This is a genomic window from Chitinophaga silvatica, assembly GCF_003419895.1.
In the GTDB taxonomy this organism is placed as follows: Bacteria; Bacteroidota; Bacteroidia; order Chitinophagales; family Chitinophagaceae; genus Chitinophaga; species Chitinophaga silvatica.
The window spans coordinates 1-25,190 of the sequence record NZ_QPMM01000011.1 but is presented as its reverse complement, the minus strand read 5'-3'; the positions used below and the strand labels follow the sequence as shown (position 1 = coordinate 25,190).

Below are 25,190 nucleotides of genomic sequence, written 5' to 3'. Positions count from 1 at the left end.
TAATCATGATTAACAGACCACTGAAGAGTAATTGCAGTAGGGCGAAAGACAATTGTAAAGTAGCCCTCCGATATGTGGGAATAAGAATCCCAAAAATTTTTTATAATGTATTTCTTATAAGCTTAATGAAAGCTTTACAGGCCTGATATTAAAACCTAGCTTAGAAAGAGAAGCCAACAGTCCTTCCTTATACTTCAAATGATCAATTCCTATAACAACAAAACAATTCTTATTCGATAAGTAATCTGGTAATCGTGACATCCAATATTTATTCCTCTCTACTAGTAAATAGCGAAGTGACTCATTCTCAATATAGACAGGTTTACTTTTGAAGCTATAATCAATTTCCATCCTTGCATATCTACCCCCTATATTTCTCAATGAATCATCTGTTTTAAGTAACGACGGACTAATTACAAAAGAACGAATAGCTTCTGCCATCTGAATATCTTCCATACCAAGACTTAATACATCTTTCTTCATTGTCATCCCACTATCCAGCCCAACCAGCGGAATATTAGCATCCTTTGCCCATCTGACAATAACATTATCCATCGCTTCTTCCAACTGTTGCAAATCGGAATTATTTTCGGCCGTTAATTCAGAAAAAACGATATATAAAAGCCGACTTACCGGAAAATGCGCACTATCGAGTGCTTTAATATTTGCTATCTGGTGGGTAGTCAAAAATGAATCAAGAATAACAATTTCCTGATTGGAAAATAAGGTGTTATATGGAATTTTCTGATCAAAGGATAATTGACGTTCCTCGTTGGTTTTCGGTAATGATTCAGCAATCACAAGATCAGACTTAAGTATAAGATCCTTAACTCCTCTTAGGGAATTTAACAGCTTTTCACCATATAAATGATTAGATCCGATTATATAGGATTTATACTGCGGTTTTTTCTTGCTCGTAACTTCCCAAACAAGCGTGTTAGGTCTATCTGGGAGAACAGATTGCCCACATAAGCCAATGGCTAAAAACATTAAAGAAAATACCAGAATAAGCTTATTCAATTAGTATAGTTTATTGAGGATATAAATAAGGATAACAGGAAATCGTTATTTATTTTATTGGAGATCATCAATTACAAATGATCAATAGCCTTATGCCCTTCCGGATTATTATTTTCATCCAGTGGTATAAAAGGATTTGTAGCAATTTCAAGAATATTCCCTTCTATATCTTCAAAATAAAAAAACAAACCTCCAAAAGAGGGTGCAGTAGGCTCGCTCAGCATCTTAACGCCCTTCTCTTTCAGTTGATGATAAAGTGACCATACTTCATCATCCGTAGGAACATTATAACCAAAAGTAACAGCACGAAACCCGCTTCCTTCGGGCTTAACTCCTATAAATCCGGCTAATTCCTTTCTCTTTCCAATACTAAACAGAAAACCATTCATCTTATAAAATGAAATATCATTATTCTCTGCTACGGGCTTCCATCCAAATGTTGTTTCGTAGAATTTTTTCATCGCCTGGTAGTCATTTGCCCCAATAGTGAGCACTGTAAAACGCTGTTCCATTTATTTTGTATTATTCGACTGCAGTATTAAACAATCTCTTTTTCTAAAGATAATGAAAATTGATTCAGAAGATTTATCATGTTATTTAACTAGATAATAAAAAAGCGTGATACAATTCAAATGAATGTACCACGCTTCTGTCTAAATCAAAAAAGATTCTATTTCTTCGAGATCTTATATAGTCTGCCCATATCAGTTACAGCATACAAGGCACCATCTTTGCCTTCTGTAACATCTCTGAAACGCTGACCTTCATCTGCCAGCAATCTCTCTTCACCTACTACTTTATTGTTTTCAATTACAATACGTGCAATATGAGTTCTGCTAAGGCTTGAAATGAACAAGTTGTTTTTCCATTCAGCGATTCCGTTACCACTGTAAAAAGTAATACCGCTTGGCGAGATAACAGGATCCCAATAGTAAGCAGGTTGTTCTAATCCTTCTTTCACTTGCAAGCTATCTCCTACTTTTGCACCGCTATATTCTATACCATATGTAATAATTGGCCAGCCGTAGTTTTTACCTGCCTGAATCCTATTGAGCTCATCACCACCTCTTGGACCAAATTCTGTTTCCCAAAGCTCACCGGTTGCCGGATTGATGGCTAATCCCTGTACGTTACGATGGCCGTAAGAATAAATTTCAGGTCTTGCATCTGCTTTTCCTTCATAAGGATTTCCAGGAGCAGCCTTTCCATCTTTTGTAATTCTTAACACTTTACCCAATGCAGCTTTCAGATCCTGTGCCAATGGTCTGGTTTCCAGATCAGAACGCTCGCCTGTGCTCACAAACAGGTTACCTGTTTTATCGAAAAGAATTCTGCCTCCATAGTGAAGCGTACTTTTATGAGCCGGAGTAGCGCGATAGATTACAACAGCGTTTTCAATCTTTTTCTCATCTGCCGATAATTTACCTTTCGCAACAGCAGTAAGGTTACCATCCGGGCGTTCTTCAGAGAATGTCCAGTATACCATTCTATTGTTATTAAAATCAGTATCTATGGTTATGCCAAGCAATCCACCCTGTCCTGCCAGTTTAACAGCTGGAAGTCCGGTTATTGGTTCACTCAGTTTCCCATCCTGTGCGGCAATACGCAGGTTGCCGGCTTTTTCGGTGATAAGTAATCTACCGTCCGGTAAACTGGTTATTCCCCATGGTGATTTCAGGGTAGTATCCAAAACCTTAAATTCATATGGCGTTACAGTTTTTACACTGCCTATTCTGGTCTGACCTTCAAATGCGGGTTTATAGTCCGAATTCGCCTTACCTGTTTCAACCGGTACGCTGGTGCTATCCGATTTCACAACAGAAGAAGCGGAATTCTGTCCGCAGGCTACTGACATTAGTAGTCCGCCAACCCCGATAATTGAATAAAACTTAAAATGCTTGTACATGATTCGATAGATTAGTTGCTAAATATAATGCAAGATGCTTAAAAGTTATAATCTTTGGATTTTATCTGAGTAGAGCCAGGATTTAAATCCTATTGTGGCATAATCCTTACTTTTTCCCCTGCCCTTGTTGCAATCGTAAGCCTTTCTCCAACCATAAACCCAATAGGTTTACCATCTCTGTATACCTTCACTTTTTTATTACCCCATGGGTTCAGCAGCGTTAACGGCTTTCCCTTTTCACTTATAATCTCCACATCAGAAATATTTCCGGCTTTTCTTTTTGCCGAAACTAAAAACGCACCATAGGCTCTGAGCCGACTAAACGATGCATCAATTTTTGAAGGAAGAGAAGGAAACAAACGAATAACATTTCCAACACTCATACACAGCATTTCATTAATAGCATTGGTTACTACACACGAATTTTCTACACCATGCACATTATTAATCATAAAGCCATTGGGGTAGCTATTAGCAATATAATCATGCAATTTGTTATAGATAGTATCTTTACTATAACCCACCCTGATAGCCGCCATATAGAAACTATTACTGGTATTCTGATCATTCCATCTTCTCATTTCATCGATGGTGTTCCTGGACAGCAACAATAATTCAGCATCGCTATCCAAGGTAATTGCGTTTACAGGATAGATATGCTGAATTCCTAATCCATTGCCGGAATTCCAATCCATTCCTTTCTCGGTATAGCGAAACACGTTTCTTCCATTCCTGACCTGAGTAGGAAACTGACTGATATGATTTAATATGTGTTCCCATTTCTCAACCTCTTTCGTATTGAAATGCATATTACGATTCATATCAATCATCAGATTAAATACATATCGGACTAAACCCAACGACAATATAGGATTGGTATCATGCCCCGATCCTTCATGTATCGCATCATTGTAAATAACATAACGACCATCTTCAAACTTCAGGTAATCCTCCCAAAACTCAGCTACAGCCAAAGCGTAAGGATAGATCTTTCTGGCATATGCAGTATCGTAAGTACTATACCAATACTGCCCCATATTCAGTAATGCATAGGCTGCATTGGAACGTTGCTGCCAGAACATACCACCTTTTTCAATGCCTTCGGGATGCAGACTTGTATAGAATGTATCCAGTTGCCTGGTCACCTCAATCCCCATTGGCCCTATACCTACAGGATATAACACTCCCCTGGTATGAGTTACATTCTCTGCATACCATTCACCTCTCGGCATAAATGCGAGAATAGGTGCATCGTAAGGCAATGCCTGTTCCAACCGGTTAGCTGCATATAATGAATAAAACGGTGCTTCGAAGTTATAATTCAGGTGATAATCATTATTCCATAAAGGACTGTCGTTGGTAATCCATCCAAATAGGCCGGGAGGAAAATTCGGATCTCTGCTGCAGGCAGCCATTGTATAAAGGCCCTGGTAGTAGCTCTTCATTACTACACTATCGTTCAGCACTACACTGGATTTCTGCCAGTATTGGTTCCACCATTCATTATGCTGTTGAAGTAGTGAGGATATACTTTTTTCTGTTATACCGGATATTTTGTTTTTAATGTATTCAAATGTATTTTTTTGTGAGAAGTTGCTTTCAACAGCTATTACTAGTAAAAGTGGTTGTTGTTTTTTTATTTGAATCTCGGATGTATTATCATAATTGAGAGTCTTTACCGCAATTGTTGCCGAAGCAGGAATATCCACATCCTCTTCAAAAGAACGGGTTTGCCATTCAGTATTTTTCCATTGCCCATTGGCTATTTTTGCCAATTCATTTTTCGGAGCTCCAAGATTCACGGACACTACAGCATCCTCATTCAGCGCAGTCACCTGCATAAAGATCAGGTTTTGGGTAGCACTTACCCAGGAATTGACGGAAATATTCCGACCAATTTGCATCTCAGTTTGTCCATTGCCGATATTCTGACTGGCCGAAAAATTGGATGCCTTTTCATGAAAGTTAATATCGATATGCGCTACTAATCTGCTTCCGGCAAGGTCAAATTCTTTCTCTCCATGGCCATATTTCGAACGCCATCTGCCAAAATCATTCTTTGAAATATAGAATCTCAGGTTATTGGGCTTATACCCTACAGTTGTCAGCAGGTCGCCATTGCCCATCAATGGTGCATCTGTTGATGAACGCGATGGAATATTATGAGGAGCACTTGTCCAGGTGTTTTTATATGGCGGAACAAAATTTTCCTGGGAGAACATTTGTAAAGGAAAGAGAAAGCAGACAAATGCGATACCCAGTCTTTTTAGCTTTGAAGTCCTGTTCATCATTTCGATTTTAATAACGGTCAATAGTTGCTCGTTAATAAGCCAGGCTATCCCTGGCAAATAGCGATATAACGTGGTTTTGAATGAAATAAGCAAATTATCTGCTGAAAATAAACAAATGACTTCTTTTCTGCAATATGCTGGTAAAATAGCATTAGTTACCGTTCAATTTTATCCAGTTTTCAACTCAGCTATTTGCGAATTATGATCAACAGTCCAGATGATTACCTGTGTCCTTATACCAAAAAGGGTGCCTCATAAGAGACACCCTTCCTTTATTATCTTCAAGGTATTATTTCTTACCAGCCCGGATTATATCCAGCGTATATTGAATCTCCGGATCTTTACCGGCACGGATATATTGCTGAAAGGAGTCAAAAGACAGCTCTTTGTCGGGCTGACAACCACGCCCGTTATCCTGCTTTGCTTTCATAAAATATATTTCACTCATTGGAACGGTTAATTTGCTTTTCGTTTTAGGTAACGTATAGGTATTAAACCATGCCGCTGTAGTTGATGCTTCGCCACTACCGGTTTCAGTTCCTACCAACAAACCACGCTTATTATTCTTTACCAGTGCAGCAAAGTAGGTGGCTGCACTTACAGTTCCTCCACTGGTTAGTACATATACATTGCCTTTAAAATTATTCTTATCAGGAGGGTAGTTGGAAATAGAACCTTCGGTCAGGCGTGCATTCCCATAGTAAAATCCTGCAGCGCTGTCGTAATCGAAACGTTGTTTCAGGAAATTTTCGGTCTGCTTTATTTCCTCCTCTCCCATTTTTGTTCCGTAACCATTCAAAAGGTGTTCGGGGTCATGCATCTGTATGTTCTTTGTCCGGTAATTAAACACATTGTCGAACGGCTGTAATGCCACAAAGGAGTATAGTAAAGCAGACATATTTGGGTTACCCCCGCCATTGGACCGGATATCTATGATAACGTTTCCGATATTACGTTTCTTTACTTCTGCGAAAAAATCACTGAGTTCCTTATACATGGCATTTTCCTGCAGCATAAATGTAAGAACAGTCAGGATAGCGGTAGATTCTTTATCCAAATATTCTTTTGTTACATAGGCACGCTTCAGGAAAGTATTAAAGGGTAGCTCTCCCAGGCTTCTGTTATGGAATCCGGTTTTGGCATCCACAGCTTTCAACTGTATGGTAGTGGAATTTTTCGCACCATACTCTTTGTATACAATATCATAGCTGGTGGCTTCAGGAAAAACCAGACTAATGAACAAACTTAAGTTTGTTGCAGTGCGATCGGAGCCTGTTTTGATGAAACCATCGCTATAGGTAGCGTAGCCGATTTCGCCGAGCAATTTAGCGGCAGGTATTCTATTAATACTCAGAATCTCTGCACCGAAAGGAATGGATTCCCCTTTGGCATTAACAATAATCCTGTCTTTAAACGTGGTAGTAGCCAGCGGAAAGTGATTAATACCATACAAAACATTCACCACATGCTCCTCATCATAATCCAATTTCAGATGTACATCATTGAATAGCTGCACGGGAGAGTAGCGTAAACTGCTTAACAGCGATGGATCTTTATCCACCCTGTTCATCAGGGAATCCATCTTATTGTTAAATGTAATAGTGTCTGTGAACTTATACGGATTAGGATGCTGTTTCTTCAACAACTCTACGGCATATATAAAATCATCTTTCAAATCCTGCCTCGTAAATCCGGTAAAAGTTTGTACCTGGGCCAGTGCAGATGTGGAGAGCAGGGACATAAGTATCCCTGATGCAAAAATTTGCTTCATGATATTTGTAATTTTTAAAATTGTAATCAACACGGCATGTTGCCGCGATCTTATCAGGTGAGTGTTTTTCTCAGGTTACATTTTATTGATAAGTGCAATGATTCCTTCGTTTTCGATAATCATCATTCCCTGCCGGTCTTCAGTAATACCTTCCTGTAAAGTATAGGTATACTTTGGTACATTTCCTTCCAGTACAGTAGGCATAAATCGAAACTGCACGTTAGACAGGTTTTTAAGTGCTTCTCCCACTTCGATGATATGGGTGGATACGATAAACAGGCAATTGTTATATTCTGAGAATCCTTCAGTAACCGCCAGGGTGCCATCAAAGGCATCTTTTACATTGGTGCCCTTAAACAGTTCATCGAACATCAGTAACAGGTGTTCGCCGGTCGCTGCAGCCAGCGCTGCATCTTTCACCCTTACCACTTCGGCATAGAAATGACTGTACCCCATGGCTATGTTATCGGCCACATTGATACTGGAGAAGATGCCTTCTCTTACCGAAAACACCATTTCGGAAGCGGCAACAGGGAAACCAATATGTGCCATGTACATACCGATACCAATAGATTTCATCCAGGTAGATTTACCTGCCATATTTGCACCGGTTAGGAAAATGACATTACTACCCTCTTTCATTTGTATGTCGTTGCCCACTGCTTTTGAAATACAGGGATGTCGGAGACTCCGGGCCTGGAATAGATTTTTCTCTTTCTCTACTGCCGTAGCATAACAAAAACTCCGTTCACGCGATACATTACTAACTGCTATGTATATATCTGTTTCAGCAATGAACTGCAATACGTCTTTCATTGCTTCGTTATGCCTGTTGCGCAGCAGGAAATCATATTCGGATACAGTGCTGGTAGACATTGACTTGTAGATATCGCTGTCCAGAATTTTGCGGATATCCTTCTGGCTCATAATGGAGATTAAAGCATCTACACGATCCTGTAAAGGGCCATTTTCCAGCTTCAGTAACTCCAGCAGTCCAAAACACTTTTTCAGCGTTACAATTGTTGCCTGCAACTGTAGTAGCGTGTTTTTGAAACGGCCATCCTTCGTGAGGCCTGCTAATAGTTTTTGCAGATGGACATCCATTGTCACCGCCCATTGCGATTTTCCGCCTGTATTATCGATATACTCACGCATCAGGGCAACCTGGTCGGCCTCAAAAGGAAATGCCAGACCTTTCTCTTCGAAAAACTTAAAGATCGCGACCCGCCGATTAATAGCAGCAGCATCATTAAGCGGATGAACAAACATCTCATCCATCAGTTTCTCCCCGATCCGTGTTTTTACTTTATTGAATAAAAAATATACTGATCCCTGCCGGAATTTCCCCAGCAAATTCAGCTCCCCTACCGATTGGCGATCTATTTTAAAACTCATAATTGCTTATTTAACCTTTTTCCACCTTTGTTCCCCTGCTTCAGAATATCCAGTATTCCTTCGTTATTAATAATGATCATTCCATGCTTATCATTTGTAACGCCTTCCTGCAGGGTATATGTGTATTCAGGTACAGTACCTCTCATCACTGTAGGAAGAAAATAAAAAGCAGCACTTTCCTTTTTCCGCAAATCATCTGCTGCTTCGATAATATGAGAGGAGATGATAAACTTACTGTCTTTCCGGTTGGTAAAAGCATTACAAACAGCCAGGGTTCCTTCCAGGGCATCCTTTACATTTGTACCACGGAACAACTCATCGAACAATACAAACAATGATTTTCCCTCACTGAGCTCCTGTCCTATTTTCTTCACACGCAGTACCTCTGCATAGAAATGGCTGGCTCCAATGCCCAGGTTATCGGGCAAGTTAATCGTCGTATATACGCCGTCCATCACCGAAAACTCCATAGAGGCCGCAGCTACCGGAAAACCCATATGTGCGATATAAACCGCAGTACTGAACGAACGCAGGAAGGTTGACTTCCCGGCCATATTGGCTCCTGTAAGAAAAATCAGGTTGCGGCCAGGCGACATATGAAGGCTGTTGGCAACAGCATTTTTTAAAAGCGGATGGTATACACCATCCACTTTTAAAATACTGGTACCTTTAGGATGTACTACAGGGAATATCATGTTATGTTTCAGGGTAACCTGTGCCACTGAAATATATACATCGATATGGTATATAAAATGCAGTAGTTGCAGCACTTTCCTCTTCTCCTTATTACGGATCAACACATCAAAAGCCGTAACAGCGGCGAATGAAATTCTTGCATTCGGTTTTTCGTTAAATACAGGTATAAAAGCCGGATCATTCAATATTCCGATGGCTGCCAGCCGTTCTTCCTCCAGCTCTTTTACTTTTGCCAATTCTGCCGATTCCAGGTACTGTTTGAACGTATGAAAAAGATCAATTATCGAAACAATTCCGTTCTGTACTTCCTTCTCGCTTAGCGATACTTTTGTTCCTCCATCCTGGTTATCGTCAAAAGAAATGTATTTCTCTGCTTGGTCCAAGACAGTACCATCGAAAGGAAAAGTGGCTTTCATTTTCACGAAAGCAGCAATAGTATTGATCCGTTTGATGATCGCTTCCCTGTTATTCAGCGGCTTCCTGAACATGGCTTCCATTATGGTTTGTCCGCCACGGGTATATGAATGATTATAAATATCGTAAATACCCTGTGTGTCTCCTTTTGAAAACAAGCGCAAGTCATCCATCGTCTGCATATCTGTCTGCAAATACATAATTATACTTTTTATGAAACAATTAAAGTACCCGCTATTTGCGTTTTCTTCTTATCAGTATTACGATACCTGCAACCAAAATCAAGGCAGGTATCACATATTGGAGCACCGTCTTCAATGTTTTGGCTGGAACCTTTTTGATCGTCAACCATATATCCGTTGGCACTTTGAAATTATGGTAAACAGGTAGCCTGTTATCAACTGTGTAGCTGTAGAACGCATTTCCATAATCCATTCCGTCCCCTTTAATCAAAGACATCATGTCCGCATCGCTGGAAATAATGATCTTCTGCAATTTGTTGCCGATTTTGCGGGTAAGCTGAAGGCCCACAGTATAAGGAGCTTCCTTTCTGTAATCTCCTTCTGCGGTATTGAATACAGGCGCTGCGGAATCCACTACCAACACACCTCTTTCTACCCAGGTATTTTCATTGTTATGTAAAGTGGTAATCTGTTCTACCTTAAATCCTGTGGTATCAGAATAGCTTAATACACTGGCACCAGTAATAGCTGTTTTACAGGTCTTGATGATACCGTTCCTGAAGTAGAAAAACGATTGCTCATCAGCCATATCAGTACCTTTCTTAGAAATCAATCCGGCAAACTTATGCGGCATATCCTGCGGATTTACCTGTACAATGATGCCTTCATCCGCATTTACCCCCACATGATTCAGAATCGGGTTCATGATAAACTGCTTGCCTGGTTCGGAATAGAACATAGCATTTCCTCCTTTGTCGATATACTGTTTAACGCTATCGATAATGGCTTTATCCAATATTGTTTTCGGATCTGATATCACCAATACGTCATCGTGGTTAAAATTATTGGAACTCAAGACAGGGATGGTATCGAAATTCAATCCGAGATTAATCAGCGCGCCCCTGGATGCTTTATTGACGGTATGGTTTCCATATTCCCGTTCGCCAGACTTAAGCGGCGAACGCTCATAGTGCCCTGTAAGAAATTTAAAAGTGGGAGTTGTATCATTTATTATACGCAACAGACTGCCGGAAACATGCTTTTCATTTGGAAAAACCTCCGGGTCCTGGTACGTTCTCAGGAATGTCTTTTTCCCTTTATACTCCACCTGCATCAATAAACCTTTCGATTCCGACTCCAGGTCAATCAAGCTCCTGATTTCTGCTGGTTTTTTATAGCCAGAGAGATTGGTTTTAAACATTTCCGCATATTTCTCTGCTATTTCATCAATCGATTTACCCGGGTACATCAGAAATACTGAGCTATCGCCCTTGTTCACATCGTAATAATACACATACTCAAACTCCATGTTATTATAAAAGCGGCGATACTTGGCCCAGAAGTTCCACAGATAGTTATTACGCGCTGTGGGCAAGCCACTGCCCAGATTATATCCTAACAGATTAGTATAGAGTGTTATCTTCAGCGGAGATCCATCCAACTGCTTCAATACTCCCTGGGTATTTTCATGCAGCGTATTTATTTTGCTTCTTGTTACATCCCAATAGCCTATCAACCCATGTAATGAGGTAACCACGAGTATAACAACCGTTATCGCTAACGCTATCAGGTATCTGCCTGCCGATACACGCCATGACTTCGACTCAGTAACGGATTTCGTTTTGATGATGGTGAATATGATAAAAAGAGCAGTAATACTAAGGAAGTAAACAAGATCCTTTGTTGTAATTAAGCCAAAAAGCAAATTCTCTACCCTCCCTGAGCTGGAAAGGAAATAGGTAACATCTCTCAGATAATCAGTTCCCTGAAACATCAGCGCCAGAGATGTGAACATAATCAGCCCTGCAAATGTTCCTATCCCGGCAACAATAGGGTAAGCTGTTAAACTGGATATAAAGATCCCTACTGCTACATACATAGCAGCCAGTAAAAAGAAACCAAGCACCATTGCCATTATATGCAGGAACTCTACATTCTTAATTGAAAAGGTCAATACGATTACTTCTGTAAGGAAAATCAGGATCATCAGGCATACAAAACTGTATACACCCAGAAACTTACCCAGGATAATCTGGCGTGTTTTTACAGGCGATGAATGAAGCAACTTAATTGTTCCGGCAGCATATTCACGGTTGATCACGCCCATGGTCAACAGCGGAATGAACAAAAAGAAGATCATCAACAACGTATCGAGCCCCTTGCCGATTACCAATTTGGTCAGTGGTATATTGAGGAATCCACTGAAAGCATCCCCCTGCAACTCAAGCATAGTGTCTTGCTCCAATGCAGTATCCGCCAAGTTTCCCATGATGATGCCCGCACTAGACATCAGGAATATAATCAATACAAACCATGCGATCGGCGAAAAGAAAAAATACCGTAATTCTGCCCGCGCTATATTAAAAACTACTCTCATTAGTGTAAGGTTGAAGAAGAATTTGATGATAATTGTTTGAATACATCGTCCATACCGGAAGATTCTGTGTGAATAGAAGTGAGTCTCCAGTTTTTCTCTGCACTCTTCCTCACAATTCTTTCAGCCAGATCGTCGTTAGGCTGGAAATAGATCCTGCATTTGTTATCTGGTAGCAACTCTACTTTCTGTACATCTTCTATTGCCATCAATTCTTCCGGTGCAGGCATATGGAGCATTTTGGCCACCATGGTATTGGGTTGGAGAATATTATTGAAAGCATCGAGTGTATCAGAAAATACCACCTGCCCGGATTCTATCATGATGATCTCTTTGGCGAGCAGGTTAATTTCAGACAATACATGCGACGATAACAATACCGCACGGTCTTGCGCAATTTCTTTTATCAGTTTCCTTGCTTCAATGATCTGATTGGGATCGAGACCATTGGTGGGTTCGTCGAGGATCACCACTTTCGGCTTATTGATTATAGATTGCGCAATGCCTACCCGCTGACGATAACCACCAGACAGATTTTTTATCAAACGTGATCTCATCTGTGTAATAGATGTTTTCTCCAGCACTTCTTCTACTGCTCCTTTGATCTGACGCTTATCCATCAGTCTTAGTTGTGCGGAATACTCCAGGTACTCCTGCACTGTAAAATCCATATATAAAGGCGCCTGCTGTGGCAAAAAGCCTATCTGTTTTTTATATTCAATAGGATCATCTTTGATGTTTAATCCATTGATAGAAACATTTCCTTCTGTTTGCAGCAAAGTTCCGCAAATGATATTCATGGTGGTAGACTTGCCGGCTCCGTTCGAACCCAACAATCCGACAACACCGGTATCATTGATCTCAAAATTTATTTCGCGTATTGCCCAGGAACTGGCATACTTATGCGATAGGTTCTCCACCTTTAATATAGGCTGCATATAATGTTACTTATGATTTAAAACTTGGATTAAAAATGACCGATACTTTTTGCCCTGGCCGAAAAAACACCCTCAGCGGTCCATGTTCCGGTTACCAGCATTGTACGTGCCTTGAACAACCATTGGGAATTCTGCGTAGTAGAACCCGGATAAATATTTACTTCCGACAAGGTGGCCAGCTTAGCACCTGTTGCATGATCTCGCACTTCGAAACGAAAGTTCATTACAGATGCATTAACAGGAACCTTTATAAAATCGGACAGTTGCTCATATGCCAGATTCGTAACCATAGTTCCTGGTACCGGCTCCAGTTGCACCACATCGATAGGTCTGTTATCGAAAAGATTGATGATTCGAAGGTTGGCAACACTGTCGTTCAGGCTACGGGAAGGAAGTTGTTCCTTTATGGTCTTTTGTTTCACCTGCGTTGGGCTACCGTAAACAAAATGCGTAAAAATTCCGCCTGCCTCCAGTTCTAAGTTGGTTTTTAGGAAAGGTTTATTAGGCTGTAGTGTATCGTTGTTTTTGAATAACGTAAGCGGTTGGTTCATTTTCTCGGTAGCATAATCAAAAGAGCTACCATTACTAATATAAGACAGCCTAATATAGAATTTGGGTTGCGAATTTCCAAAATAGGCAGTCAGAAAGGAGGAATTGTCGTTAATTCCATTTACAATTGTCAAAGACGCTGGAAATAGTTCTTTTGGAGAATCCTTCTTACAGGAAATACCAAACATCAGCATACCACCTACTAACACCCCCGCTTTGAAATATTTTTTATAGCTGAATTGAAACATCTTTCTTGATTTAATGGTGATTACTTTTTAATTGTAGCCGATATTCTGGGTGAGCTGGTTAGCGTAGCGGATTTCTTCCGGAGGAATTGGATATAGCAACTGGTGCTGACTCCATGGTTGTTTGTAAGGTATCTCTGAAAGCACTTCCGTAGCCTTGTTTGTCCTTTTCAGGTCCAGCCAGCGATGTCCCCATTCTGCAAACAACTCTATACGTCTTTCATGAGCGATGGCATCCGTTACCTGCTGATCGGTTAAAGTATATTGAAGATCATTCAACCCTGCACGTTTTCTGATAGTGTTCAGATCATCGATCACGGTATTTTTATTGGCCGCGCTCCGCAACATATTAGCTTCTGCCCTTATCAGGTACATTTCTGCAAGCCGCATGACTACATAATATTCGGACCTGTATCCTCCAAACTCATTGTTATTGATATTGATCTTATACTTAGCCGGAGAAAAACCTGCAGGTGTAGATGTGATAGCCACTGTCCATGATGTCTTTCTGTTATCGCCCTCTTCGAAAGCATTCATTAGTTGCGGCGTAAGGTAGCGGTTTGTCAAAACGTAGCCTTCAGGTGTGGCATTACCGCGTAACGCCACATCATTGATCTGCTTCAACTGGAAAATAACTTCCCGGCTGGATATGCCGAATACCTTATTCAGACTTTCAAGCTGAAACAAATCTGTCCGGTTAATCACATCGTTAGCATGCTGGTAGGCTTTTTCATAATCTTTAGTAAACAGATACACCCTTGCCAACATTGCCTTAACATACCATTTATTGATCCGAATGCGCTCGGTGTTGTTTCCATCGTAATTTTCAGAAAGATACCCTGACGCTTCTTCCAGGTCTTTGATAATTTGCTGATATACAACGTCAGGGCTGGCAGAAGGGAGTTTTTGTGTATTATTATAATCGATTGATAAGGCGAGAGGAACTTTTCCGAACAGGTTTACAAGGTAGAAATATCCCATTGCTCTTACTGCCAGTGCCTGGCCCAGCACTTGTTTCCTATAAGCCTGCGTAAACTCTTTTGATGTAGAAGCATTCACACCTTCTATCAGCGCGTTGGCATTGAAAATACCCTTATAGGCAGATTTCCATAATTTATAGGAGTAGCCAAGTTTCAACAATGTAACCCTGGCGGTTGTTTCCACATAATATGCATCGTTCCCACTGAGTGATGGATGATACAATTCATCCGCCAAATGCCCGGCCGCCAGCGTAATACCTCCGGCGCTATACAAATTGTTGCCCAATACATCAGGCAAACCGGTTTCTTGTTCTCCTCCATTGATCAGATAAGAATACAAACCATTGAGTGCAATGGAAGCCTGATCATCGGACAGGAAAACCTGGTTGGTAGTGATCGAATTTACCGGGTCCTTTATATTAAGCATTTTATTGCAACCCGTTACCAGCAGGCCTACCAATAAAACACCAATTGCAGTTATATTGAAAATAATTCTTTTCATACGATTGATTTTAGAAGCTTAATCTCAGATTAGCAGCAATCCTTCTAATCTGTGGTGTAGTGCCCAATTCAACATCCGTGATTCTGTATTGCGAGAGTTTGAAAATCTTTGATGAATTCAATGAGATAGTTCCGTCCTTCATGTGTACCTTCTTTAACCATATTGCAGGCAGCTTGTACGATAGACTAAGATTATCCAGGCTCATAAAAGCACCTTTGGCATAGTAGGCATCCGAACCGAAAAATGCGCCGCCATTCATAGTGGAATACTTTGCGTAAAGTGCTTTGTCTCCCGGTTGCTTCCAATGGCTGTTTTCGATTTCTTTATACAACACTGAGTTGGACATACCTCCATACCCGAGGTTATTCAATTTATCCTGAACCAGGGAATTTTCGAAGGTGAATTGTGCATCCAGCGACAATACCCTCATGAAGTCTATCCGAAAGCCCATCCCTCCGTAATATTTAGGATTCAGGTCAATTACCCGGTAATGATCGTCCAGGTCTGTGTCCGGAAAGTTCGAGCTAGTCATCCCATTGGATTTAATCCCATCTCCGTTATAATCCTCAAACTCAGGTGTTCCTTTCATTGGGTTGATACCGATGTAGTGTGAGTAGGCCTTAGCAGTTATAGAAGTTCCGATTCTATACAGATCGCGGTAAGGAGAACTTTCCAACCCTTCGAAAGCCACCAGTGTATTTTTGTTCTTACTTACATGGAAACGTGCTGTCAGACCCCAGGTTTTTGTGTTCAGGATTGTTCCATTCAACATCAGCTCCATCCCTCTGTTCTGGATAACAGCAGGCCAGTTGCCCACCACAGAAGGAAAACCTGTGAAAACCGGCGTAGTAATATTTGTCAACTGCTTTCCGTCCTTATTGATATAGAAGTTGCTTTCTATGTTCAATTTGCTGTTAAAAAATCCAATCTGGGCACCAACTTCGAACTTACTAGCACTGGACCAGCTAAACTTCTGGTTAACGGGTTGTATGAGTGTATAAATGGTCTGATCATCATAATCCGGCAATTTATCCATAGCACCCGTTGGAATATTCGACCAGCGAGAGAGGTATTGGTAGTCACCCACATTGGCATTTCCCATTACACCGTAGGTAGATCTGATTTTGGCAAAGCTCAGCCAATCCATTTTAGCATTCTTAAACCATTCTTCATTAGATAAAACCCATGAAACTCCGGCAGATCCGAAGTTCCCGAAACGAGTTCCGTCACCGAAGCGTGACGAGCCGTCCCTTCTGCCGTTTAAATTAACTATGTATTTATTTTCCCAGTCGAAGGCAACCGTTGCTAACAGGGAAGCAACCTTCAGCTCTGCATAATTATTTAAGGCTTTTACGGCCTGGGCATTTGAGTGGCTTTTAAGTAGATTATCGTTAGAGTACAACATTCCTATAACTGATGCCACACCCTGATCAGCATAACTGTAATCTGCTGCCAGGGAAACAGATACTCTTGCGCCACCAAAGAGCTTTATATAGTTGATATTCGGCCTTACCAACAGGCTCTTTCCGCTACCATTAGTAAAAAATGCCATGCTCAGGGGAAAGAATAAAGGATCTTTCCCGGCTTTAGGAGTATAATAGCCGGTTTTAATGCTGAAAAATTCTCCATTAATACTAACACCCGCCGACAAGTCCTTGAATATTTCGTAAGTAAATCCAACATTAGTCTGACTTTTCAGCGTTTGATTCTCTCCCCAGTCTTTAATATTCTTGAATGGATAGATGGTTCCAAACTGGTTTCTGTACGGAACAAAATTGTATTGCCCGTTCTCATCATAAATACCGGGAGCATTGGGTGCAAGGGAGAAAAAGTCTATCGCAGTAGCAGTTTCATTGTTGGAATAAGTACTGTTTGAAGAAAGGTCTACCTTCAGCTTACCGTTCGGGCTACGGTGGCTGAAAGACAATCCCATTGTTAAACGATTGTTCCCCCTGCCCTGGTTGTACATTTCTGTTGTGGAGGTATATCCTACACTAACGCGATATGTATTCTGTAGCAGCCCACCTTCTACACTCAATTGCACATCATCCGACTGCTCATTTTTAAAGAAAGTGCGTTGCCAGTCTGTATAAGCTTTCTGATCCCAGATTGTAAGGTCAGGGGCATTATCCATGGTAGGAAAAGCTGCATCATTGAGCATGGCTTCCTTTCTCACTGCCAGATACTGTTCGGTATTCATCATATCCATGTAACGCTGCACCCCCGAAAAAACTTTGGAGTAGCTTACATTAAACCTGGTAGGACCCGGCTTTCCTTTTTTGGTAGTGATGAGAATTACGCCGTTTGCACCTCTGGAACCGTATAATGCGGTAGCATCTGCATCTTTCAGCACATCCACGCTTTCAATGTCCAATGGATTGATCATGTACAAAGGATTTTCGGTATTTAAATAACCACCACTAACAGGGATATCCGTACCAAATGGATTAACGGATAAAGTAGCAATCGGTAATCCGTCAACAACGTACAGCGGATCAGTAAACATGTTTTCGTTCAGTACATTTCGTCCACGTAGCTCTACTTTCCTGGCTCCTGCTGTGTTTGTCGATTGGCTGATCCGGAGGCCGGGAATACGACCTGCGATGGCATCCAGCGCATTTACGACAGGTTGTCTTTCAATATCACTGGCTTTCACTGTAGCAATATTGGCTGTTCCGATTCTTTTATTTGTAGTACCCAAAACAGTGATCTGCACTTCATCCAGTTTGTTTTCGGAGAGCACCAGCTCCGAGCTGTATGATTTTACAGTAATAATCGGTTCTGTTATTGTAAATACGTGGTCCACATACCCGATATAGCTGATCCGAATCTGGTCACCTAATTTTACAGGCACCACCCCTAATCCACTTCCCGAGGTCAGATAGTTCCGCTTGTCGGAGAGATTGCTAATAGTAGCACTGCCCAGTGGCGTAAAACCGGAAGAATAGACGTAGACATTTATCAATTCCTGTTTTGCCGGCAGTGTATCAACAGTTTGAATTGTTTCAGCGGATCTGATTTCTTTCTGAGAAACCAGAATGTTTTTGTCGATGATCTTGTAGTTCAGTGACTGGTTCTCGAATACCTTGTTGAGAAAAGCTTTTAAGTCAATTCCCCTGGCACTGATAGTGACAGGTTTTGCCATTGATAAAGCTGTAGCCTTGTACAGGAAAACATAATCGGTTTGTGATTCTACAGCTGCAAAAACTTTTTCCAGTGCAACGTTTTTACCGTTAAAGTCTATGTTCTGAGAAAGGCCTCTGGCAGATACTTGCAACAGAGCAGCGGTAAGAAGAAAGAATGTTAGTTTCATGACTAACAGAGATTTGGTTGAGCCACGTTTCCAGCTATATGGAACCCGTTTGCAATAAAAAATAATTGGCATAGCTTTGCATAGTCCGTCCTTCTCATAAGGACGGAGTGTTTAAGTGAACAAATAAGCAGTCTTTAACCTGATTGTGATTATTACATTACTTGAACATCTGCCGGGAGTGTCGCAAGCACTTCCGGTTTTGTTTAAGCAACATCTTACTATCTGCTATTTTACATACAAAATATTCCCCTTCAATTCGAAATTAACATCCATCGTTTCCAATACTTTTAATACATCCGACAAATTGGTATTACGATGCATTTTCCCTTTGAAGATTACATTATCCGGCTTTCCAATGTATTGTATCTCTATGTTGTACCACCTTGCCAATTGGCGCATTACACTGTATAAATCCATGCCATCGAAATTAAACAGGCCGTTTTTCCATGCTATGATTTTGTCTGTATCCGGCGTTTCCGTTACAGTCAGTGAAGCATCTTCTCTGCTTAAATCCGCAGTCTGGCCGGGCACCAGCACCTTCGGCTGAATGGTTTTTATATCGCCTGGCCGAGGTGTAATTTTCACAGCACCTGTCATCAGTGTTGTGCGGATTGTTTTCTCATCATCATAGGTATTCACATTAAATGAAGTACCTAACACTTCCAGTTTCATTTGGTTGGTTTCCACTACAAATGGCTGCCAGCTCTTACTGGCTACTTCAAAATAAATCTCCCCACTGATTTTTACTCTTCGTTCCCGTCCTTTGAAAGCGACAGGATATTGAATAGAAGATGCTGCATTCAGCCATACTTCCGTGCCATCGGGAAGAACAACATGATACTGGCGACCTTTAGGCGTAGTGATGGTATTATATGCTATTCCGTCTGTTGCGGCGGTAGCGTCGTATTTAAGCTCGTTGTTATTCAGTGAAATTTGTGTTCCATTCTGTGTTGCGATTTTTCCTTCGCCCAAACTGTCTAATACCAGTTGTGTACCATCTGCCAATGTTAGGATAGCACCATTTTTACCAGGTGGAATATCGTGTTGGGCAGACTTCCAGCCAGCAATTCTTGTATTTGGTGAGAGCAGAAAATAAGTTGATACTCCTAATGCCAGTACAAATACTGCGGCCGCCCATTTCCATGTGCGAAGGAATTGCATCCGGTGTATTTTTGAATTTGCAGGTTTGCTGGAAAGAAAACGTTCCAGTGCTGCGGTTTCGTCAAACCTGGCCAATGCACGCACGTTTTGTTGTTGCACATCGGGATTGTTCAATTCCATCCACAACTCCCTGTTTTTTTCACTGGCAGCGATCCAGGCATCCAGTACCTCCTGCTCATCGGCCGTCAGTATCCCCTGTTGCGAACGGGAAATAAGCCCTGCAATGAGGAATGGATCGTTTGAAGAAGACGCCATGTTCTAATCAATTTACATTATTACAACATGATGTTCCGATCGTACTAAAGGAATCGAAAAAAAATTATGAGTGGTGGGAAAATAATAAGAATAGGGTAATAACAGCAGGTGATACGCGCATTCTCAGCAGCTTCATACCCCTGGTTTTTTGATTTTTAACTGTTTGGAGAGAAATGGAAAGGGCTTCGGCTATCTGCTCGTTTTTCAGTCCATCAATATAACTCATACGCACTATCTTCCCGCATTGCTCAGGGAGGTTGTTGATCTCGCGGTAAATCACTCTGAAAACTTCCATGCGGATAATTTCCAGGTCTTCCTCTGTACCGGATGCTTCTTGTTCGTGAAGAAATTTGGCCTGTCGTTCCTTACTATGCTGTGCCCCTTTTAAGAAATTAAGAGCGGCATTACGTGTAGCCTTGTACAGGAAATCTTTCAGATGCCGTAGATCCTCGAAAGCATATGGCTTCTGCCATAATCTTTCAAAAACGTCCTGCACAATATCTTCGGCATGCCCAGGTTCGCCGATGATTGTTTCGGCGTAGTGGCAAAGCACATTATAATACTCTTTAAAGATATAAGAATAATGCAATGTATCTCCCGCAGTTAATCCGCGCAAAAGCTGATACTCATTATAAGTTGGTTTCCGCGACAAGTTTGCAAACCCGATTTTAGTTGAGGTGTAAAAATAATTAAAAAATTAAGCTATTAAAATGCAATTGACGAACGGAAGTGGAATTCTGGAAGTAACAGGTATAAATATTTATACAAAATCGGTTATCCGGTAGTTAGACATACTATATAAAAGCCAATAGCAACATTTACATAATAAATTTTAAGTCAATGAGTGGCCTTAAAATATTATTATCTTATATTAAAGAGAGCAAAATACTGTATCTGAGTAGAAAAGAGGATTATATTAAATAATTTTAACACTGATTAATATCAATAATAAAAAGTATTATTGATAAATTAGAATAACTCTTTCCTGTGGTATAAAATCCTTTAACCATGATTAAATTAAACCCTGAATTATTATCATCAGAAAATATCGGAGAACCCAGAGGGCTCTATAACCCAATGCAATTTGTTCTGAGATTAAGAAAAGATATTCAACGAGAATTAAATGACCTGCCCTTAGGCATTTATACGGCTTCAGATATTACTGCCACTCAACTCCAGGCTTACTCAACCTATTTACATGAGACAATCCACTGGTGGCAGCATGTTGGCTCTAATTTTGGCTTGGTTTCCAGTTTAAAGTTTCCGGTTCAGCATCACCTTGTATACTCAATATTGAAAAAGGTATTGGAGACAATCGGACCATTTAAATCAATCTTGAAGTATAATGCTGCAGACGCTAAAGATGAAAACATTAACCAAATACTTAATAATTGGTATGACATAGAATTTGCCAGCCAAATAGCTTTTGATCCCTCTAGAATCGAACGATTTACAGCTAATCCATACTTCGAATCCTGGGGCCATTCTTATCATATCATGTGGGGTGCCACCAACTGGACATTAGCCTCAACTTTTGATCCGGATTTATCTTTCTTACCTAATATAAACAACTGGGGTGAAGGTTTTAGAAAATTAAAAGATTCAAAAACTGAAAGCTTTTACTATGGGTCGCCCAACACTATGCCACCTCTTGGAACCAGATCCATATTTGAAGGACAGGCCAGATTCTCACAGTTACAGTATCTATATTTTGCTAGTGGCGGGAAACTAGATTTTAATGCATTTCACAAAGCCGGGATGCTTGAAGGAATTTATAATCATGCATTTACTCTTTTTCTGGAAATTCTGGGAGAGGCTTTTCCTGCCACTCCAGATCATCCTCTTATAGCGTTGTTTTTATTAGTCTGTGATCTTGCCATCAATCCAGTAGATGGGTTTCCATTTGATCTGACCCATCATGAGGTTTTTATTATCACAAATGACCCTGGTTATCGCTTCACGCTAATCTGCCAAATGATCAGAGACTACCATCCCGATGTAAAAAAAGCGATTCGCAATTATTCAAAGGACGAATACATTTATTTTAGCGAAAAACTCTCTAGTTCTATAGGTTGTTTTTCCCCGCACGAAAGTGCAACCTTTATATTAAACTGGATTAAATCACCAAGTATTAGAACACTGCTCGAGCAAGAGGAAAGCTATCAGTACACATCATCCAACCTACCAATCCGGCTATTTTTTTCAAAGTTTCTGCGCTTTCAGGAAGATAAAGCCAAACACCCTCAATTTTTCTGTTGGCCAGGAATACATATGATTGAATTTCCAGAAAATAAATTTAGCCTGGTTGAATCATATGAACTATTTGAAAAACATAAGGCATTATTTATTGATGATGAAAATGGAAATATATTCCATTCTGCTTGTAAGAAGTACACCGTTGAACGAGTGAATGATACCTTTAACAACTTTTTCGGCTGGAATACGCTCTACACAATGGTCAGAGAATGGATAGCCGTTGATGGTCCTTTTACTTATGATTATCAATGGTTATCTACAAACATTAATAAAGATGAAATGAAGAATTGGGTTTGTCAGACCTTCGAATCTACCTTTAATGTTCATCCTGATTCCTTTAAGATATTATAATAATTAACCCTCTATGTTTTCTCTCAACCCCTGATAAATGATCCCTGCAACCTCCGGATCACTTAAATATCCCTCAATACCATGACGATTTGAGGTTCCATTTACCAAATCAGTTTTATTAACGATTTCCGGAGTTACAGGAAAATGTTGTCTGGTTAATGGTTTAAGAGCTACAATATCATTTCTATCCAAAGCATTAAACCATAGTTTGCCGATACAGGATGGCATCATTAGCGGTTTAGTTAGATAGTTTTTTACGGCGCGAATACCTAATGGAGAACCAAGTGTAATCAGTGTATCAATATTAGCAGTTGGCAGCTGATGTAACACGTTATATGCAACTACGGTACCTAAAGAATGAGCAACAATAACACAAGGTTTATCATCAATCAGTTCCGATACGTGTCTGCCAACCGCCAGCCGAACCTGTGGCAAACTCAGGTACTGGTAAACATCCGATGTTGCCAGATTCAATGCCATATCTCTTAAACCAGGGATCCTATCTACCGTTCTTGCCATTGCTATCACCCATCCCCAATTCTGAGGCCCCCTTTCAGCAACATTTTCATCATAATTCTCCAGGATTTGTAAACTGTTTACACCCGCGTTATCCAGTAACTCCTGTAGTACCTCTCGCAAAAAATATATCTCAGCTTCAGTTGGATCACCCTTCTCCAGAAGTTTTTCCAATGTGCCACTTCCTTCTTTAACAAGGTTATTAAGAATATCTCCGTAATAAGGGAACACTATTCTGGTGTCCTCTGGTAGCGATAATCCTGTTTTGTGCAACCCTTCTTCCAAAGCTGTTGTCCACACTTTCTCTAACTCCGATGGATTACATCCCTGCTGCCCCCTTCCATGTATGAATATGATTGTACCCATGTCTATCGTAACGTTTTTGAAATAAAACGGGTACCCTTTGCATTAAATGTTGTCCACAAGCCAGGTACCAGGTCCTTGATCAATATTTCAAACCGCTGAGGGAAACAGGAGAAATCAATTGGAAAATATGACCAGCCTTGCGTTAACAATGGAGCAATGCCAATTTTACGTTTGTTAAAGTACCTACGCTGAAATCTGATTGTCGACAAAAAATTCAATAACTCAACATCAAACAGAACCGGTTCAGGTTCCATGCTCATATCTTCATAAATCTTACCTATTCCCTTTTGCCTCCCCATTTGAGCGTATGCATAACTTGCATATAATCCGAGTGTTGGATCAAAGGCATTGTCATAACGTAAATAACCAGCCTGGTTTATCACTTCCTGCATACTTCCGGTAATCTTGAAATCACCGTACTCCATAGCCGTTGCAATTAAGGCCCGCTTTTCCTGAATGAGTGACCGGCGCTCAAAACTGTCCAAATAACTTTGATTATTCCGTGTAGGCTCATATCTTATATTCGTTACCTGCTCGTCCTTTAACAAAACTATTACTATAAAGTCTTTTAGTATGGTTATAGGTACACTGTTTCCGTTTCCCAGGCGTAATAGTAAAAAAGAGTTACGATAATACGGCGGTATTTCAGCAAAAGTAATCTCGCCATTCCTAAACAGGTATGCACTTGGCCAACTTGGTTCTATTGTTACATCATGAGCTCCATCAATAATAACTCCTCCTCTTCGTTCTATTAGAAAGTGTAAAAAAGGTATGTTAATCTTACCTAAATAACTTTCAGGGGTTTCATATAAACGTGGATCAATATTCTGTGTCAAATTACCACCAATAAATACGCCATCCATACCCGAATGGTTCGTAGATTCTTCGGCATTATAAAACTCGGCCTCCGGGAAGGTTAGAGGTGGAAAAAGATTCGTATCATTTCCTTTACCAAACCTTGCTAAAAATTTAGGATAGTCCGATTGTATGTAAGATACTGGTTGTTGTGTATGCCTGGCATCCAACTTACTGACTTCCTGAGGAACTACTTTTTCAAGATAAGTTTTCAATGCTCTGGGAAGCAGAATTCTGGTACTGCCACCATCTGCTTTATAAGGTTGCAGAATTTCAATAACATTACCATGTAAACCGTTAAGGATACAGCGGGTAAATACTCCAAATGCGGTTCCACTCTCTCCTTTCTCCATGCTTTCATAGGCAGGACTCATTACTTTAGTTGCATGAAATCGGTCCACCTCAGGTACGATTGCATAGGAGGTAACATTTGGAAAAATATCACTTCCATGTACACGATTTAAAAGTGGATCACAACTGTTTGTCCTGCATGCATCGCCAATAAATACTACATGGGGAATATTACCATTCTCCGCGGCCCAGGCAGATGCGTTAATATTAATCGCCTCACCGGCATTGCGGGTAGCACCAGAAAGCAGCCATAATTCAGAGTTAACCGATTTCCATACTCCATGACCAGAAAAAAATATTATCATCTGGTCATAAGTATCTGCTTCTGCATAACCCGCAATTGCTTTGCTGACATCAGCGATTGTAGCCGGGCCATTCTCGTCAGTAATTAAGGTAGTATCATATCCCTGGCTTTTGGCCCATACAGGATCAAGTTGAAAACTTGGGGGATGGCATAAATTTTACGCATACAGCTTGTATAATCTAAATAGGAAAAACTCCAC

General features: G+C 40.6%; 17 protein-coding genes. 1 reads left to right on the top strand and 16 read right to left on the bottom strand.

Translation table 11 applies throughout. The features are described 5' to 3' along the window. Positions 1 to 114: 114 nt before the first annotated feature. The 14 genes from DVR12_RS19650 to DVR12_RS19585 all read right to left on the bottom strand — a co-directional run bounded on the left by DVR12_RS19650 (position 115) and on the right by DVR12_RS19585 (position 20,644). Entirely contained in the window at positions 115 to 1,020 is a 906-nt protein-coding gene (locus tag DVR12_RS19650) for a TraB/GumN family protein (protein WP_147323491.1), read from the bottom strand. A 71-nt stretch (positions 1,021 to 1,091) separates the two neighbouring features. Then, positions 1,092 to 1,532, bottom strand: a complete 441-nt coding sequence (locus tag DVR12_RS19645; protein WP_116977508.1) for a VOC family protein — start codon at positions 1,530 to 1,532, stop codon at positions 1,092 to 1,094. Between the two features lie 158 nt (positions 1,533 to 1,690). Next, complete coding sequence (locus DVR12_RS19640; protein WP_116977507.1) at positions 1,691 to 2,926, bottom strand: PQQ-dependent sugar dehydrogenase; 1,236 nt, start codon at positions 2,924 to 2,926, stop codon at positions 1,691 to 1,693. An 89-nt stretch (positions 2,927 to 3,015) separates the two neighbouring features. Then, a complete protein-coding gene (locus DVR12_RS19635; protein ID WP_116977506.1) occupies positions 3,016 to 5,214 on the bottom strand; it encodes a glycosyl hydrolase family 95 catalytic domain-containing protein in 2,199 nt (732 codons plus the stop codon). A 292-nt stretch (positions 5,215 to 5,506) separates the two neighbouring features. Continuing rightward, the gene (locus DVR12_RS19630; RefSeq protein ID WP_116977505.1) at positions 5,507 to 6,988 is read right to left on the bottom strand and encodes a S41 family peptidase; all 1,482 of its coding nucleotides are present in this window, start codon (positions 6,986 to 6,988) and stop codon (positions 5,507 to 5,509) included. Positions 6,989 to 7,063: 75 nt separating this feature from the next. Further along, on the bottom strand, positions 7,064 to 8,383 hold the full coding sequence (locus tag DVR12_RS19625; RefSeq protein ID WP_116977504.1) for a MutS-related protein: 1,320 nt from the start codon (positions 8,381 to 8,383) through the stop codon (positions 7,064 to 7,066). Continuing rightward, the gene (locus DVR12_RS19620; protein WP_116977503.1) at positions 8,380 to 9,693 is read right to left on the bottom strand and encodes a MutS-related protein; all 1,314 of its coding nucleotides are present in this window, start codon (positions 9,691 to 9,693) and stop codon (positions 8,380 to 8,382) included. Before DVR12_RS19620 ends, DVR12_RS19625 begins: the two co-directional genes overlap by 4 nt. A gap of 34 nt (positions 9,694 to 9,727) precedes the next feature. After that, positions 9,728 to 12,052 carry an ABC transporter permease subunit gene (locus DVR12_RS19615; protein WP_116977502.1) on the bottom strand — a complete coding sequence of 775 codons (2,325 nt, stop codon included), beginning with the start codon at positions 12,050 to 12,052 and terminating at the stop codon, positions 9,728 to 9,730. After that, positions 12,052 to 12,987 carry an ABC transporter ATP-binding protein gene (locus DVR12_RS19610; protein WP_116977501.1) on the bottom strand — a complete coding sequence of 312 codons (936 nt, stop codon included), beginning with the start codon at positions 12,985 to 12,987 and terminating at the stop codon, positions 12,052 to 12,054. The genes DVR12_RS19615 and DVR12_RS19610 overlap by 1 nt, the downstream gene beginning before the upstream one ends. Before the next feature lie 29 nt (positions 12,988 to 13,016). Beyond that, complete coding sequence (locus DVR12_RS19605) at positions 13,017 to 13,784, bottom strand: hypothetical protein (RefSeq protein WP_116977500.1); 768 nt, start codon at positions 13,782 to 13,784, stop codon at positions 13,017 to 13,019. Positions 13,785 to 13,811: 27 nt separating this feature from the next. After that, positions 13,812 to 15,263, bottom strand: coding sequence for a RagB/SusD family nutrient uptake outer membrane protein (locus DVR12_RS19600; RefSeq protein ID WP_116977499.1), 1,452 nt, complete (start codon positions 15,261 to 15,263; stop codon positions 13,812 to 13,814). A 10-nt stretch (positions 15,264 to 15,273) separates the two neighbouring features. Then, positions 15,274 to 18,576: a SusC/RagA family TonB-linked outer membrane protein gene (locus DVR12_RS19595; protein ID WP_158563311.1), complete on the bottom strand. Its 3,303-nt coding sequence runs from the start codon at positions 18,574 to 18,576 to the stop codon at positions 15,274 to 15,276. Between the two features lie 225 nt (positions 18,577 to 18,801). Further along, the gene (locus DVR12_RS19590; RefSeq protein WP_116977497.1) at positions 18,802 to 19,992 is read right to left on the bottom strand and encodes a FecR family protein; all 1,191 of its coding nucleotides are present in this window, start codon (positions 19,990 to 19,992) and stop codon (positions 18,802 to 18,804) included. 64 nt (positions 19,993 to 20,056) lie between these two features. Beyond that, complete coding sequence (locus DVR12_RS19585; RefSeq protein ID WP_158563310.1) at positions 20,057 to 20,644, bottom strand: RNA polymerase sigma-70 factor; 588 nt, start codon at positions 20,642 to 20,644, stop codon at positions 20,057 to 20,059. 356 nt (positions 20,645 to 21,000) lie between these two features. Here DVR12_RS19585 and DVR12_RS19580 point away from each other — a divergent pair, with 356 nt between their 5' ends. Continuing rightward, a complete protein-coding gene (locus DVR12_RS19580; protein ID WP_116977495.1) occupies positions 21,001 to 22,599 on the top strand; it encodes a hypothetical protein in 1,599 nt (532 codons plus the stop codon). A 3-nt stretch (positions 22,600 to 22,602) separates the two neighbouring features. Here DVR12_RS19580 and DVR12_RS19575 read toward each other — a convergent pair whose 3' ends face one another. Further along, positions 22,603 to 23,481, bottom strand: coding sequence for a lipase family protein (locus DVR12_RS19575; protein ID WP_116977494.1), 879 nt, complete (start codon positions 23,479 to 23,481; stop codon positions 22,603 to 22,605). A gap of 2 nt (positions 23,482 to 23,483) precedes the next feature. Beyond that, complete coding sequence (locus tag DVR12_RS19570) at positions 23,484 to 24,992, bottom strand: hypothetical protein (RefSeq protein ID WP_116977493.1); 1,509 nt, start codon at positions 24,990 to 24,992, stop codon at positions 23,484 to 23,486. Positions 24,993 to 25,190: the final 198 nt, after the last annotated feature.

Bases quoted from the DNA above. Each gene is read 5' to 3' on its own strand.
- DVR12_RS19605 (WP_116977500.1), bottom strand. From the start codon at position 13,784: ATGTTTCAATTCAGCTATAAAAAATATTTCAAAGCGGGGGTGTTAGTA.
- DVR12_RS19640 (WP_116977507.1), bottom strand. From the start codon at position 2,926: ATGTACAAGCATTTTAAGTTTTATTCAATTATCGGGGTTGGCGGACTA.
- DVR12_RS19625 (WP_116977504.1), bottom strand. From the start codon at position 8,383: ATGAGTTTTAAAATAGATCGCCAATCGGTAGGGGAGCTGAATTTGCTG.
- DVR12_RS19600 (WP_116977499.1), bottom strand. From the start codon at position 15,263: ATGAAAAGAATTATTTTCAATATAACTGCAATTGGTGTTTTATTGGTA.
- DVR12_RS19580 (WP_116977495.1), top strand. From the start codon at position 21,001: ATGATTAAATTAAACCCTGAATTATTATCATCAGAAAATATCGGAGAA.
- DVR12_RS19610 (WP_116977501.1), bottom strand. From the start codon at position 12,987: ATGCAGCCTATATTAAAGGTGGAGAACCTATCGCATAAGTATGCCAGT.
- DVR12_RS19570 (WP_116977493.1), bottom strand. From the start codon at position 24,992: ATGATAATATTTTTTTCTGGTCATGGAGTATGGAAATCGGTTAACTCT.
- DVR12_RS19645 (WP_116977508.1), bottom strand. From the start codon at position 1,532: ATGGAACAGCGTTTTACAGTGCTCACTATTGGGGCAAATGACTACCAG.
- DVR12_RS19630 (WP_116977505.1), bottom strand. From the start codon at position 6,988: ATGAAGCAAATTTTTGCATCAGGGATACTTATGTCCCTGCTCTCCACA.
- DVR12_RS19590 (WP_116977497.1), bottom strand. From the start codon at position 19,992: ATGGCGTCTTCTTCAAACGATCCATTCCTCATTGCAGGGCTTATTTCC.
- DVR12_RS19635 (WP_116977506.1), bottom strand. From the start codon at position 5,214: ATGAACAGGACTTCAAAGCTAAAAAGACTGGGTATCGCATTTGTCTGC.
- DVR12_RS19575 (WP_116977494.1), bottom strand. From the start codon at position 23,481: ATGGGTACAATCATATTCATACATGGAAGGGGGCAGCAGGGATGTAAT.
- DVR12_RS19615 (WP_116977502.1), bottom strand. From the start codon at position 12,052: ATGAGAGTAGTTTTTAATATAGCGCGGGCAGAATTACGGTATTTTTTC.
- DVR12_RS19595 (WP_158563311.1), bottom strand. From the start codon at position 18,576: ATGAAACTAACATTCTTTCTTCTTACCGCTGCTCTGTTGCAAGTATCT.
- DVR12_RS19620 (WP_116977503.1), bottom strand. From the start codon at position 9,693: ATGTATTTGCAGACAGATATGCAGACGATGGATGACTTGCGCTTGTTT.